This is a genomic window from Gordonia sp. AC31, from assembly GCF_031844505.1.
Classification (GTDB): Bacteria; Actinomycetota; Actinomycetes; order Mycobacteriales; family Mycobacteriaceae; genus Gordonia; species Gordonia hongkongensis.
In genome coordinates, this window is sequence record NZ_JAUZVK010000018.1 from 1 (window position 1) to 13781 (window position 13781).

Below are 13781 nucleotides of genomic sequence, written 5' to 3' on the forward strand. Positions count from 1 at the left end.
GTGAATGGGCTCGCACCGCGCACAACGGTTCTGTCGTGGTCCACGACGGCCGCCAGGCCGCAATTACTCAGAACGCGGAGCGACAGCGACGGGATCAGGACAACAGGCCCCGGACGTATGCCGCCTGACCGATGTGCTGGGTGTCGTCGTCGATCACGCTGAGCAGTCGTACGCCCAACGTGACCGGCGGGTCCCAGTTCTCGTCGACGACGCGGTCGAGATCTGAATCCGACAGCGCGCCAATGTAGTCGACGCTGACCGCGTGCGTGGCGTCGTAGTAGCCACGCAACAGGTCCGGGTCGTCGACGACGACCCGCGCCGCCTCGTCGGCAGACTGCCCGTACCCGCTCTCCCCGGGGTCGAACGGCAGACCGAACCGTTCGACCCATCCCCCGGTCACCCACACCTCGTCGGTTCCGGCGACGTCGGCGACGTGCGAGTCCTGCACGCGCGTCAGATGCCACACGAGCCAGGCGATCGTGTTGGCACCGGGCGCGGGAGCCCGGTTCAATTCCTCGGTGGAGATGTCGTCCAGGACGGCGTGAACGTTCTCAACGACTCGACCGAGACCGTCGAGCAACACATCTGTAGATCGCATGGCACAAGTTTAGGTTCGCGGTGGGCACAACGATGGCCACTCCGACGATCCGTCAGCATCATTCCTCCGGTGTCAGAACCGAATGCCCCACGTAAGATCCGATTCAACGCCTTCGACATGAATTGCGTTGCGCACCAGTCACCGGGTCTATGGCGCCACCCCGACGACCGGTCGTGGGACTACAACACCATCGACTACTGGGTCGACCTCGCCCGCTTGCTGGAGACCGGCGGATTCGACGGTCTGTTCATCGCCGACGTCCTGGGCACCTACGACGTGTACGCCGGCAACGACGAAGCCGCCATCCGCCAGGGTGCGCAGATCCCCGTGAACGACCCGCTGTTGCTCGTCTCGGCGATGGCGCACGCCACCGAACACCTCGGCTTCGGGGTCACCACCGGTACGGGTTTCGAGCATCCCTACCCCTTCGCACGGCGTCTGTCGACGCTGGACCACCTCACCCGTGGCCGGATCGGCTGGAACGTGGTGACGGGATACCTGCCTGCGGCAGCCCGCAACATGGGCGCCGACGATCAACTCGAGCACGACGAACGCTACAACCAGGCCGATGAGTACCTCACCGTGCTGTACAAGCTCTGGGAGGGTTCGTGGGAACGCGACGCGGTCCTCCGCGATCGCGAGGCGGGCATCTTCGCCGACCCGGCCCGGGTCCATCACATCGGGCACCGCGGCACCCACTTCACCGTGCCCGGCATTCACCTCGCCGAGCCGTCGCCGCAGGGTTCACCGGTCATCTACCAGGCCGGGGCCTCGCCTCGCGGCCGACGTTTCGCCGCGGAGAACGCCGAGGCCATCTTCGTGGCCGCGCCGACCAAGGCCATCCTGCGTGATGTGGTGAGCAAGGTGCGCGACGAGCTGATCCTGGCCGGACGCGACCCGTACGACGCGAAGATCTACACGCTGCTGACGATCATCACCGACTCGACTCCGGAGGCAGCCCGCGCGAAAGCCGCGGAGTACCAGTCCTACGCCAGCACCGAGGGTGCGCTGGTCTTCATGTCGGGCTGGATGGGCATCGACCTCGCGAGTTACGAGATCGACGAACCGATCGGCAACGTGCACAGCAACGCGATCCAGTCCGCGGTCGCCGCTTTCCAGCAGGCGAGCGACACCGGCGAGGAATGGCGCGTGCGGGACATCGCGGCGTGGGGCGGCATCGGCGGAATGGGTCCGGTCCTGATCGGCTCCGGCGACGAGGTGGCAGAAGCCCTGCAGGACTGGGTGACCGAGACCGACGTCGACGGCTTCAACGTCGCCTACGCGGTGACCCCCGGATCGTTCGAGGACATCATCACCCACGTGGTGCCCGCCCTCGAGCGGCGCGGACTCTACGACCGGGACTACGTCCCGGGAACCCTGCGCCACAAGCTCTTCGGGCGTGGCGATCAACTGCCGGAGAACCATCGCGGGTCCACGTACCGGGTCGGTGGGAGCAACTCGACCATCGACGATTCGATCAGGGAAGCCGCTCAGCTCACCAGCGCGAACGGGGGCCTCCGGTGATCGAGGTGGTGGGGTTGACGAAGGTGTTCGGTGTCGGTTCGCCCGACCCGACGACGGTGCTCGACGAGGTCGACTTCACTGTCGACGCCGGTGAGATCTTCGCCGTCGTCGGCCCGTCCGGCGCCGGCAAGAGCACGCTGGCCCGGTGTCTGAATCTGCTGGAACGTCCGACGTCGGGCAAGGTCGTGGTCAACGGGGAGGATCTCACCGCACTGGGCACGTCGGGCCTTCGCGACGCCCGGCGCCGGATCGGCACCGTGTTCCAGTCGGCGAGTCTGCTGTCCCGGCGAACCGCGGCGCAGAATGTCGCTTTGCCTCTCGAATATCTGGGTGCGACAAAGCGATCGACCACGGCACGCGTCGGCGAACTTCTCGATCTGGTCGGCCTCGCCGACAAAGCGGACCTGTATCCGCATCAGCTGTCCGGCGGTCAGCGGCAGCGCGTCGGCATCGCTCGGGCCCTCGCACTCAAACCTTCCGTCCTGCTGTCCGACGAAGCCACCTCGGGTCTGGATCCCGCGGCCACGGACACCTTCTTACGGCTCCTCACCGACGTTCGGGACGAACTGGATCTCGCGGTGGTGTTCATCACCCACGAGATGGACACGGTCGTGCGGGTCGCCGACACCGTCGGCCGTCTCGAACGCGGCCGCATCGTCGAGCACGGCCGGCTGGAACAGGTGGTCCTGGAACCGGATTCGGTTCTGGGACGGGCACTCCGGCCGCGCGGGCCGAGTGCGCAACCGGCCTCGGCCGAAACCCCGATCTCGGTGGTCTACCACTCCGCGACGGTCCCCGCGGACTGGTTGACCCAGCTGGGCAGGCGACTCGACATCTCGATCTCGGTGCTGGGCGCCAACGTGCAGACCATCGACGGCACCGTCTTCGGCGATCTCACCGTGTCGGTGCCCACCGGACACGCGTCGGCATTCATCGGCGCCGCGGGTGAACTCGGCCTGGCCGCACGCCTTCTCGACGCCACCGCGACCGCGGGCGGTACCGCCGTCGAGACCGTCACCGGCTCCGAGGTGGCCGCGTGAGCACCACGTATTCGGCGAACATCACGGTGCCGCTCGACGAGATCCCCGACCTGCTCATCCCGGCGGCCATCGACACGGTCCTGATGGTGAGCATCGTGATGGTCGTCGTCCTGGTGGTGGGAGTCCCGCTGGGCGCACTCATCCACAACCTCGCTCCCGGCGGGCTTTTCGCACGACGCTCGTTGCACACCCCCCTGTCGTGGGTGATCAGCATCGGTCGGTCGTTGCCCTTTCTGGTGCTGATGACGGCGATCATCCCGTTCACCCGCCTGGTCACGGGCACGAACATCGGCATCGCCGCGGCGGTGGTACCGATGTCGATCGCCGGCATCGCCTTCTTCACACGCATCGTCGAGAACTCGCTGCGGTCGGTCCCGGCCTCGACGATCGACGTGGCACGTGCGTCCGGCGGATCGAACGCCCAGATCATCTGGAAGGCACAGGTTCCCGAGGCGCTGCCGAGCATCGTCGGCGGACTGACGATCAACACCATCGCGATGATCGAGTACTCCACGATCGCCGGCACCATCGGCGCCGGCGGACTCGGATACGTGGCGGTCACCTACGGCTACCAGCGATTCGATCAGGGGGTCATGGTCGCCACCATCATCGTGCTCATCGTGACGGTGGCCGTGATCCAGGTCGCCGGCGACGCCCTCGCCCGCAGCCTCAACCCGGTCACGTCCCGCCGGGCCAACCACTGAAGAACCACAAAACCGCCGGCCGGCTCTGCTCCCTGAGCGGCGGAGCGCTCGTCACCGCATCACCCAGCCACACCCGAAAGGCACCCCATGACACAGGACACCGGTTCCACCACCGGCACCTCATCGAAATCCGGCGAGACTCCCTCTCCGCCCGGCAGTTCCGGAATCGAGATCTCGACACGTCGCCGCTGGCCGCTGATCGTCGGCGCGCTGGTCGTGGTCGCCGTGATCGCCGCCGTCGTCGGCTGGCGCTTCCTCGGGTCCGACTCGACGTCGCCCAACGAGACCGCCGGTGCGACACTGACCGTCGTCACCGCCGAGGGCAACGCCTCCGAGCAGGCACTGGTCGAGTTCATCGCCGACGAGGTCGCACCCCGGTATGACATCAAGGTCGCATTCAAGGGCCTGTCCGACTCCACGACGCTGAACCGTGCGGTCAGCGACGGGGAGGTCGCGGGCACCGTCTATCAGCACAAGCTGTGGCTGTCGCAGGTCCTCGAGGCGAACCCGGACTTCCAGGAGGAAGCCGCGACGCCGGTGTTCCGCTGGGGATTCGGCATCTGGTCGGACAAGTACCGCGACGTCGCCGACCTGCCGCAGAACGCCCGCGTCTCCCTCTACTCCGATCCCGCGAACGAGGCCCAGGGACTCTGGCTGCTCGAACGCGCCGGACTCATCACGCTGAAACCAGGCGTGGACAAGTGGAAGGCGACCCAGAAGGACATCGCCACGAATCCGCGGAACCTGCAGTTCGTCCTGCTCGACTTCGCCGCCCAGTCGCGCTCGCTCGCCGACCTCGACGCCACCGTGGGCTACACCGAGTACTACCTCGCCGCGAACATCGACATCGCCAAGCAGATCTACGCTCCGCCCGCTCCCGACGAGTTCGCCGGGCAGCTGACCATCGGAACGCAGTGGAAGGACACCGAGAACATCAAGAACCTGGTCGCCGCGTTCAAAGACCCTGCCGTGCAGGAATTCCTGCGGACCGATCCGCGGGTCAAGGGCATCCTGCTGCCCCTGTGACCGGCGTCGGCACTGCTGCACACCCCATCACCGCACCCGGGTCGCCCATCGCGACCCGGGTGCGGTGCGCATAGGCTCACCGCGTGAGCCGCACACATCACGGGCACGGTCATGCGCACTCGCTGTCCGACATCAGCCACACGCTGTCGCCGATCGCCCGGTGGTTCGTCATCGGCACGCTCGCGGTGACCGCGGTCGCGGTCGCGGTCGGCATGGTCGTCCTGTGGCCGTCGGATTCCGAACACCCGATCCCCACCCAGTTCCGGTCCGCCGACGGCGGGCCGATCACCACGGTCGACGGCGAGATCGTGGACCAGTTCCATGCGAATTGCCTCAACTCGATGGCGGGATCAGTGCTCGAGACCGCCGACATACCGGTGAATCCGGTGCCGGGTGGGCCGTGCATCCTCAACGCGGTCCGGTTCACCTCCGGTGACGTGGCCGGCAAGTACACCGTCCTGGAGATCCCGACCAACCGGGCACAGGCCGGATCCGGGCCCGACACCGTGGCCCCCGCCGCCGGCACGCTCGACGACCCCCAGGCCGGCCAGCCGACGTTGAACGTCGGTGACGACATCCGGCTCGCGACCGTTCCCGGCCCCGACGGCAGCAACCGGTACAGCTTCTTCGACTTCCAGCGCGGACCGGCGATCATCTTCTGGGCCGTGCTGTTCATCGCCGCGATCGTGCTGGTGGCGGCGTGGCGCGGGTTCCGCTCGATCATCGGGCTGGCGATCGCCTTCGGGATACTCACCGTGTTCACGCTGCCGGCCATCCTCGACGGGTCGTCCCCTGTCGCGGTGGCGGTCGTGTCGTCGGCGGTGATCCTGTTCGTGGTCCTCTACCTCGCGCACGGTGTCAGTCTCCGGACCAGTTCGGCTCTGCTCGGGACGCTGACCTCCCTCCTGCTCGCGGGATTCCTGAGCTCGCTCGCCATCCGGACCATGAACCTCACCGGGCTCTCGGGCGATCAGACCACCAATCTGCAGGTGTATCAGGGCAACATCTCGGTCAGCGGTCTCCTGCTCGCCGGGTTCATCATCGGCACCCTCGGTGTTCTGAACGATGTCACGATCACCCAGGCCTCGGCGGCCTTCGAGCTGGCCGCGGCCGGCGAACCGTCACGGCTCGCGACCTTCCGCGCCGCGATGCGCGTGGGCCGCGACCACATCGCGAGCACGGTGTACACCCTTGTCTTCGCCTACGCGGGCAGTGCGCTGCCGCTGATGCTGTTGTTCTCCGTGGCCCAGCAGCCGTTGGGCGGACTGCTCACCACCGACGTCGTCGCGGTGGAGTTGGCCCGCTCGTTCGTCGGCGGTATCGCGATCGCGCTGTCGGTTCCGCTCACGACGGCGATCGCCGCCGCGCTCACGACCCCGGCGGGCGCGGGACGTACACCGGCCGCGCACGCCGCGGCCTGAGGTCACGGCCCGCGATCAGCATCGACCCTTGGGGAGGTCGGCCAGGTTCTTTCCGAGCCAATTGCCGAGCCGGGTCAGCATCTTGGTCCCGTCGGTGAACGATCCACTCCGCGGGATCGCCGCCATCGACACCGCGACCTGGCCGCTGGTCGTGGTGATGATGCCCAGTTGCCGCACCAGATGCGCCGACGACTTCGACGTCGCCGGACCCCAGCCACCCTTGACCGCGGTCACCGCTCCCTGACTGCGCCCCACCTTCGCGATACCCCACTGCTGGTTCGGGGCGACGGCGCTCATCAGCCGGATGAGGTGTTCGCTGTCGGGCAGACACGGCAGGTGAGCGCCGAAGATCGCCTGGTCGCGTAGCGCCCAGGCGGTGTGACCGGGGTACGACGGCGGATTGTCGACCTCGGAGGACACGTGTGTCCGGACGTCGTGGCCCTCACGGAGGACCGCACTGACAGCGTCGACGGACGCGTGCCCGCCGCCGAGCACCCCCCACAATTCGCCGGCTGCATCGTTGTCGGAGAACGTGATCGCCTTGTCCTCCATCGCGGCGACCGCTGGACCGCGCTCGCGCTGCGCGGCGAGCGACACCGGGACCTTCATCGTCGACCATGCACGTCCCGATTTGAGCGACCCGAGTGAGATGACCTCGTCCCCGCCGACGGGCACGATCGCGATCCCGAGCTGGCCGGGCAAGGACTTCCGCATCGACTTCGTCAGTGCGGCATAGCTCTTCGCGAGCTTTTTGTCGAGCGGTTCCGGGGGCTTGAACCACGTGGCGAAGGGTTCCGGCAGTGGCGGCATCACGGGGAGCGGTATCGCCGTCGCCGAGCCCGCGCCGATCACCATCGACATCGCCACCGCGCAGAACACCACGCCGATCCTGGTCACAACTTTCACATCTGTCTCCTGAGTCACTTCAGACACATGAGACTAGGACGGTTACGCACCAGGGACCAGGCTGTATACCCAATCGGAACCTTGCTGGGACCGGGGTCACACCGCTTCGAGGACCGGTCAGGCGGAACAGCGTCCGCGCGGAAGACGGGCGAGGTTGGTGTCGAGCCAGTTCGCCACCGAATTCAGCGCGGCGATACCCCCCGACATCGAGCCCCCGACCGCGCTCATCGCCACCGCCGCACGTTGGCCGTCGCGGAAGGTGAGGATTCCGATCTGACGGACGAGGTATCCCTCGGACACTCCTGGACCCCAACCACCCTTCACCGCGGTTGCGCGGGGCGCCGGCATGATCTCGATTCCCCACTGCTGATTGCCGCCCACCTGACCCATGAGGGCGACGACCTGTCGCGAACCCGAGATGCAGGGCAAGCCGGCGGTGAACGTCGCGGCCCCCGGCAGCGACCACACCGTCTGCCCGAACACGGTGAAACCGGCACGACGCTGCGTCGCCGGGACCACCGTCGTGGTGTCACCGCCGTCCCGCAGCACCGCGGTGACGGCGTTGGCTGCCGCCTGTCCGCCGCCCAGCGAGGACCAGAGGCTCTCCGCGGCGGCGTTGTCGGAGTCGACGATCGCGGCCCGCGCCGCCGGGCCCGGGCCGTTCGCCCGTTCTGCGGCGACGGCGAGCGGGACCTTGATCGTCGACCACGCCACCCGGGGTGTCGCATCGCCGAGGGTGAGCCCGGGGACGGCCGACCCACCGACCGGTGCGATCGCGATGCCGACCGTCAGTCCGGTCGACGCGGCAACCCTGCGGAAACTCGCCGCGAGGCCTCCATACGATGCGGAGGGGACGGCCGCCGACGACGTCGGGATGTCTGTAGCGCGTGCGGCGGGTGTTGACGCCGATGGGTCGGCGGTCACCGTGACGGTGACCGGCACAACGGGTTTCGGGTCGGATTCGGTCGAGCAACCGGCGAGGAGCGCGAGCGCGCCGAGCACGACGATGCAGCGGTTCCGCCGAGTCCGCGTGGGCCACAACGGCCGTCGGGTGGTGTCCATCAGTAGATGTGCACCAGGGCGTCATTGCCTCCCCGGCACGCGACGATCCCGCCTTCGGGAACGCAGTTCATCGCATAGGCCTGCCCGGTGACCGGGCTGACCGCGACCACGACACGCGGCGACCGTGGCGCACCCGCTCCCACATACGCATCGCGCACCGCGAACGCGAACGGGCAGCTGGTCACCGATGTACCGATCCCGACCGTCGCATCGCACGGACTCGAACCGGGCGGCGGCGCAGCCGGGGCCGGCGGCGCCGGCGGAACGTTCTGGACGGTCGGCGGGGGCGCCACCGTCTCGGTCACGGTCGGTGTCGTCGGCTCCTCGTCGGCCCGGGTCTCGACATCGTCACCCGAGCCGGCGATCAGGACGCCGCCGAGGACGGCGAGCCCGACGAGTGCCACCGCGATCAACCCGATCAGCACCGGTATCGCGACCGAGCGTCGCTGCGGCGGCGGATAGGCGGGCGGATACCCCGACGGCCCGTACACCGGCGGACCGGGTTGCGGTCCTGCGTAGTTGTGCGCCCCCGAGAACTGCTGCGCCCCAGAGAACTGCTGCGGCCCCGAGAACTGCTGCGGCCCGGAGAACTGGGTGGTCCCGGCTCCGGCCTCGGGGCCCGTCGTGTGCCGCACGAGGGTCGGTTCGTACCCGGGGTCGGTGGGCGCGATGACCGTGTCCGGAGCGCGGACGACACCGGTGGGTGCTTCCGGAGGCGGTGGCGACGCCTTGACGAGATCCGGCCCCGGCCGGACCCCCTCCACGCCCCCGGCGAGCGCGCTGCGAGCCGCGCGGGCGAGCGCGCCCGCGGAGTCATGGCGGGCCGCGGGATCGGCGGCGAGGGCCGTGCGGATCACCTCGTCCATCGCCGGCGGTACGTCGGCGTTGACCGCACTCGGCGACGGGGCCGGTGACAGTACGGCCGCCTTGATCGCCGCACTCACCGTCGTCGCCGGATGCGGCACCCGCCCGGTCAGGCACTCGAAAAGCACACAGGCCAGGGCGTAGATGTCGCTGGCCGCGCTGACCTGGGCGGCGTCGAACAACTCCGGGGCCATGTAGGCGATCGATCCCACGGCCGTCCCGGTCTGGGTGAGGTGGGTGTCCTCGGCGGCATGCGCGATGCCGAAATCGACGAGATACGCGAAGTCGTTCGCCCCGACCAGGATGTTCTCCGGTTTGATGTCGCGGTGCACGAGCCCCTCGGCGTGTGCGGCGTCGAGCGCCGCGGCCACCTGTTCGATGATCGACACCGCGCGTTCGGGCGGGAGCCGCATCTCCTGCGTCAGAAGCGCGCGTAGATCTTCTCCGACGACCAACCGCATGTCGATGTACAGCACGCCGTCGATCTCGCCCCAGTCGTGGATCGGGATGACGTGCGGTTCGCCGAGGCGGGCCGCGGCATGCGATTCCCGGCGAAACCGTTCCTGATACATCGGATCGTGTGCCAGCCCGGGGTTGAGCAGCTTCAGCGCGACGACCCGGTCCTTGGTCGTGTCGTATGCGCGGTAGACCTCGCCCATCCCACCGCGGCCCAGTAGTTCGTCGAGGCGGTACGGCCCGAACTGTGTGTTGACCCGACTCCCAGCCATACGCAGGAGCATATGTCGGTAATCGGACATCGTCTGTCGACCACTCGATTGCACCTTCCGAGTACAGGTGTCGCGTCGGGCCCCGAGCCCGCGCCGTCGCGTGACTACGCTGTGCCTGGTGACGCCGTCCACCCGGACGGCACGGACTCGGCCCGCTCGCTCCGCTCCCGGCGCCGATACGGACTCGGCCCGACTGATGTGAGGAAACGCCCGGAGATGTCTGCTCTGACCAAAGGCCAGAACGGCCCGTTGCCGACCCCCGATGTCATCGTCTCGGTGGACCTCGCGACCGCCGCCGACCTGTCGGCCCTCCTGGTCACCGACCGGGGGGTGGTGCGTACCGACGACGACTTCGTCTTCTACAACCAGCCGACCGGGCCCGGCGTCCGGCTGGAACAGGCCGCCGCAGGTTCTGCGCGACTGCACATCTCGACCGCTCGAGTACCTGCCGACATCGACGCGGTCCGCGCGGTCATCACGCTCGACGACGCGTCGTCGACCTTCGGCCGTTTCGCACCGCCGGTCGCTCACGTCACCGACGAAGCGGGCCGGCCGCTGTACGACTTCACCGTCACCGGCCTCACCAGCGAGTCGGTGGTCATCGCCCTCGAGGTGTACCGACGCAACAGCGAGTGGAAGGTACGTGCCGTCGGTCAGGGATACGCGGGCGGTTTCGCCGACCTGGTCCGCGACCACGGGGTGAGCGTCGACGACGAGCCGCAACCGATACCCGCCCCGCCCGCGCCGATCAGCTACTCGCAGCCGTCGGCTCCCACTCCCCCGGCACCCGCGCCCCCGGCGGCGGCGCCCACTCCCGCGCCCCCTGCACCCGGACCGCCTGCTCCCGCACCCCCGGCGCAGCCCGCCGAGGTCAGCCTGCGCAAGGGCGCCCCGGTGAGCCTGGCGAAAGGCCAGAAGGTCACCCTCCGCAAGGAGGGTGGCGTGGCACTCACCGACATCCAGATGGGACTCGGGTGGGATCCGGTGCGCGGCGGATTCGGGCGCCGGGGCTCGATCGACCTCGACGCCTCGGTGCTCATGTTCTCGGGCGGGAAATGCGTCGAGACCGTCTACTACGGTCACCTCAACAGCAAGAACCGTTCGATCCTGCACTCCGGCGACAACCTCACCGGTGAAGGCGAGGGCGACGACGAGGTCATCCGCGTTGCGCTGCAGTCGGTCCCACCCCAGATCGACGCGTTGATGTTCATCGTCACGTCGTACCGGGGCCACACGTTCGAGAAGATCGAGAACGCCTACTGCCGGCTCGTCGACGAGACGACCTCCGCCGAGCTGGCCCGTTACACCCTCAAGGGCGGGATGCCGTTCACCGCGGTCGCGATGGCGGTCATCTCCCGCGACGGCGGCGAGTGGAAACTGCGTGCGATCGGCGACGGTTTCAACGCGAAGACCCCGAAGAAGGCCGTGCCGCTCGTCGGCCGCTACCTCTGACGCCGACGCCGGACGCCCCCGCGGTCAGATCACGCCGTGCAGGGGCGGCTCCTCGCCGCGCAGAACCCAGCGCCCGATGTGCTGGTACTTCCATCGCACGGGGTCGTGCAGCGTGTGCGTCCGGGCGTCGCGCCAGAAGCGATCCAGCCCCCCACCACCGGCGGCACTGCGGGTCCCGCTCACCTCGAACAGGGCCGACGCCACCGAGGGGGCCACCCGGTCGGCCACCACCTTCGCCGTCGCGACTGCGATCGAGGCCTCCGCGACCAACTCGCGCGAGGACGATTCCGGGGTACCTCCCACTGCCGCGTCGACTCTTCGACCGGCCGCGGCGAGGGTCGCCTCGGCGGTCGCGACCTCGACCTCCAACTCGCCGAAGCGCTGCACCAACAGCGGATCATCCACTGCCCGTTCGACATTCGCCTCGAACCACGGTCGCGACTTCGTACGCACGAACTCCGACGCCGCGCGCAGCGCACCGCGGGCGATACCGACGTCGATCGCCACATGGAGCAGCTGGGCGAAGGCGCCGTAACCGGTGGGCGCCGATGTTGCCGGTGCGCGCGCCACCAGATCCGCGAGACCCACGCCGACCCCGCTGAACCGGACGGTCCCCGAGCCGGTCGTGCGCTGTCCCACCGCATCCCAGTCGTCGACGATCTCCACGCCGTCGGCATCGGCCGGGACGAACGCCACGTACTCCCCGGGCGCGACGTCGCCGACGGCGACGTCCAACCGCGCGAGGACGGCGAGGGTGTCCGCGAACAACGAACCGGTGCAATAGAACTTCTCACCGTCGAGGACGAATAGCGTCGATGCTCGATCGGCCACCGGACTCAACCGTGTCGAGATGTCGGCGATGGTCTTGCCGCCCCGCTCGGACTGAGCGTTGGCCACCCGTCCGCCGGCGAGGACGTCGGCGAAGATGCGCTCCTGCAACACTTCTCCCGCGGACAGGCGGACGAGGTTGAGGTAGACGAAGTGGCTGTGCGGGATCTGCGCGATGCTCGCGTCCGCGGCGGCCAGGATGGACACCACCTCGGCGAGCGCACTGGGACGCAGGTCGAGACCACCGAACCGAGCCGGGACGGTGAGTGCCAGCAGCCCCGACTGCGACAGACGGTCGATCTCGGCATGGGGCAACCGACGTTCGCGGTCGCGCTCGGCCGCCCCGACCGCGAATTCGGCGGCCAGTTCGCGCGCGATCGACAGCGCCTCGGCCTCGGACCCGATCCGCACGGCGGACCGGACCCGCGCCTGGCTCACTGCGGTCACGCCACTCCCGCAGGCGTCGGGGCGGTGTCGCTCTGGGCGCCCTCGATCTCGCGCACCAGAGGCAGCACCTTCTCACCGAAGTACTCGATCTCCTCCTGGAAGTGCAGGAAGCCGCCGAGGATCAGGTCGACGCCCAGACGCTTGTAGGCGACGATGCGTTCGGCCACCTGCTCCGGGGTGCCGATCAGCTGGGTCCGGAAGCCGTCGTTGTACTGGACGAGGTCCTCGAACGACGAGTCGGCCCACATGCCCTTCTTGTCGCCTGTCGAGTTCCCGGCCTGCTGGACGGCGTCCCGGAAGCCCTCCACCGCAGGGCGATTCGCCTTCTCGACGATCTCGCGCAGAGTGTCGCGGGCCTCTTTCTCGGTGTCCCGCGCGATGATGAAGCCGTTGAGCCCGAACTTCACCTCGCGCTCGTGGGCACGTGCGACGGCGCGGAGGTCGTCGAGCTGCTCGGTCACGCCGTCGAAGTCCTTGCCGTTGGAGAAGTACCAGTCCGCGTACCGTCCGCCGTTGTTGCGGGCGGCCGAGGAGTTCCCGCCCTGGAACAGCTCGGGGTTCGGACGCTCGACGGTGTTGAGCGGCTTGGGCTTCAGCGTGAAGTCGTGGATGCGGTAGAAGTCGCCGCGGTAGTCGACCTCGTCCTCGGTCCAGATCTTGCGGATCACCTCGAGGAACTCTCCGCTGCGCCGGTACCGCTCGTCGTGCTCGAGCCACGGCTCGCCGAGGTGGGTGAACTCGTCCTTGAACCAGCCGCTGACGACGTTGATCGCGAAGCGACCCTTGGACAGGTGGTCGGCGGTGGCGCCGAGCTTCGCCAGGACGGCCGGATGCCAGAGCCCCGGGTGCACCGCCGCGATCACCTTCAGCCGCTGCGTGGCGAGCAGGAGCGCGAGGCTGAAACTGGTGGATTCGTGCTGGTATTCGGCTCCGTAGCTTGCCTCGTACCGCACCTGCGACAGCGCGTACTCGAAACCGTTGTTCTCGGCGGTCTGCGCGAGTTTGACGTTGTAGTCGTAGTCCCAGCCGGTGCGTTGCTCGATGGTGCTGGTGACCAGGCCACCGCTGACGTTGGGCACCCAGTAGGCGAACTTGATCTGGTCCGCGATGGACTCGGTGGACATGGCTACCTCCGCGAGGTGTCGGTTACATGGCGAGAAGGGACGTGGTGAAGGTGAAAA

12 protein-coding genes are annotated in these 13781 nt (G+C 68.4%); 6 read left to right on the forward strand and 6 right to left on the reverse strand.

Annotation, left to right across the window (positions count from 1 at the left end):
* Positions 1–94 precede the first annotated feature (94 nt).
* Positions 95–598: a mycothiol transferase gene (locus Q9R39_RS18960; protein WP_078112110.1), complete on the reverse strand. Its 504-nt coding sequence runs from the start codon at positions 596–598 to the stop codon at positions 95–97.
* A 69-nt stretch (positions 599–667) separates the two neighbouring features.
* Between Q9R39_RS18960 and Q9R39_RS18965 the strand changes: the two genes are divergently transcribed.
* From Q9R39_RS18965 to Q9R39_RS18985, 5 genes are all read left to right on the forward strand, one after another.
* The gene (locus tag Q9R39_RS18965) at positions 668–2122 is read left to right on the forward strand and encodes an LLM class flavin-dependent oxidoreductase (protein WP_277242722.1); all 1455 of its coding nucleotides are present in this window, start codon (positions 668–670) and stop codon (positions 2120–2122) included.
* On the forward strand, positions 2119–3162 hold the full coding sequence (locus Q9R39_RS18970) for a methionine ABC transporter ATP-binding protein (RefSeq protein ID WP_288815957.1): 1044 nt from the start codon (positions 2119–2121) through the stop codon (positions 3160–3162). The genes Q9R39_RS18965 and Q9R39_RS18970 overlap by 4 nt, the downstream gene beginning before the upstream one ends.
* Entirely contained in the window at positions 3159–3866 is a 708-nt protein-coding gene (locus tag Q9R39_RS18975; RefSeq protein ID WP_259935502.1) for a methionine ABC transporter permease, read from the forward strand. The genes Q9R39_RS18970 and Q9R39_RS18975 overlap by 4 nt, the downstream gene beginning before the upstream one ends.
* Before the next feature lie 87 nt (positions 3867–3953).
* Positions 3954–4892 carry a MetQ/NlpA family ABC transporter substrate-binding protein gene (locus tag Q9R39_RS18980; RefSeq protein WP_058250790.1) on the forward strand — a complete coding sequence of 313 codons (939 nt, stop codon included), beginning with the start codon at positions 3954–3956 and terminating at the stop codon, positions 4890–4892.
* 83 nt (positions 4893–4975) lie between these two features.
* Entirely contained in the window at positions 4976–6313 is a 1338-nt protein-coding gene (locus Q9R39_RS18985; RefSeq protein WP_311277977.1) for a YibE/F family protein, read from the forward strand.
* 15 nt (positions 6314–6328) lie between these two features.
* Here the strand turns inward: Q9R39_RS18985 and Q9R39_RS18990 are convergent, their stop codons facing one another.
* From Q9R39_RS18990 to Q9R39_RS19000, 3 genes are all read right to left on the reverse strand, one after another.
* A complete protein-coding gene (locus Q9R39_RS18990; protein WP_311277997.1) occupies positions 6329–7174 on the reverse strand; it encodes a hypothetical protein in 846 nt (281 codons plus the stop codon).
* Between the two features lie 162 nt (positions 7175–7336).
* A complete protein-coding gene (locus Q9R39_RS18995; RefSeq protein WP_311277978.1) occupies positions 7337–8281 on the reverse strand; it encodes a hypothetical protein in 945 nt (314 codons plus the stop codon).
* Positions 8281–9873, reverse strand: a complete 1593-nt coding sequence (locus Q9R39_RS19000; RefSeq protein WP_311277979.1) for a protein kinase domain-containing protein — start codon at positions 9871–9873, stop codon at positions 8281–8283. The genes Q9R39_RS18995 and Q9R39_RS19000 overlap by 1 nt, the downstream gene beginning before the upstream one ends.
* Before the next feature lie 216 nt (positions 9874–10089).
* Here Q9R39_RS19000 and Q9R39_RS19005 point away from each other — a divergent pair, with 216 nt between their 5' ends.
* Positions 10090–11325 carry a TerD family protein gene (locus tag Q9R39_RS19005; protein WP_058250794.1) on the forward strand — a complete coding sequence of 412 codons (1236 nt, stop codon included), beginning with the start codon at positions 10090–10092 and terminating at the stop codon, positions 11323–11325.
* Between the two features lie 24 nt (positions 11326–11349).
* Here the strand turns inward: Q9R39_RS19005 and Q9R39_RS19010 are convergent, their stop codons facing one another.
* Positions 11350–12600, reverse strand: a complete 1251-nt coding sequence (locus Q9R39_RS19010; RefSeq protein WP_058250795.1) for an SfnB family sulfur acquisition oxidoreductase — start codon at positions 12598–12600, stop codon at positions 11350–11352.
* Positions 12597–13724, reverse strand: coding sequence for a dimethylsulfone monooxygenase SfnG (gene sfnG, locus Q9R39_RS19015; protein ID WP_058250796.1), 1128 nt, complete (start codon positions 13722–13724; stop codon positions 12597–12599). Before sfnG ends, Q9R39_RS19010 begins: the two co-directional genes overlap by 4 nt.
* Positions 13725–13781: the final 57 nt, after the last annotated feature.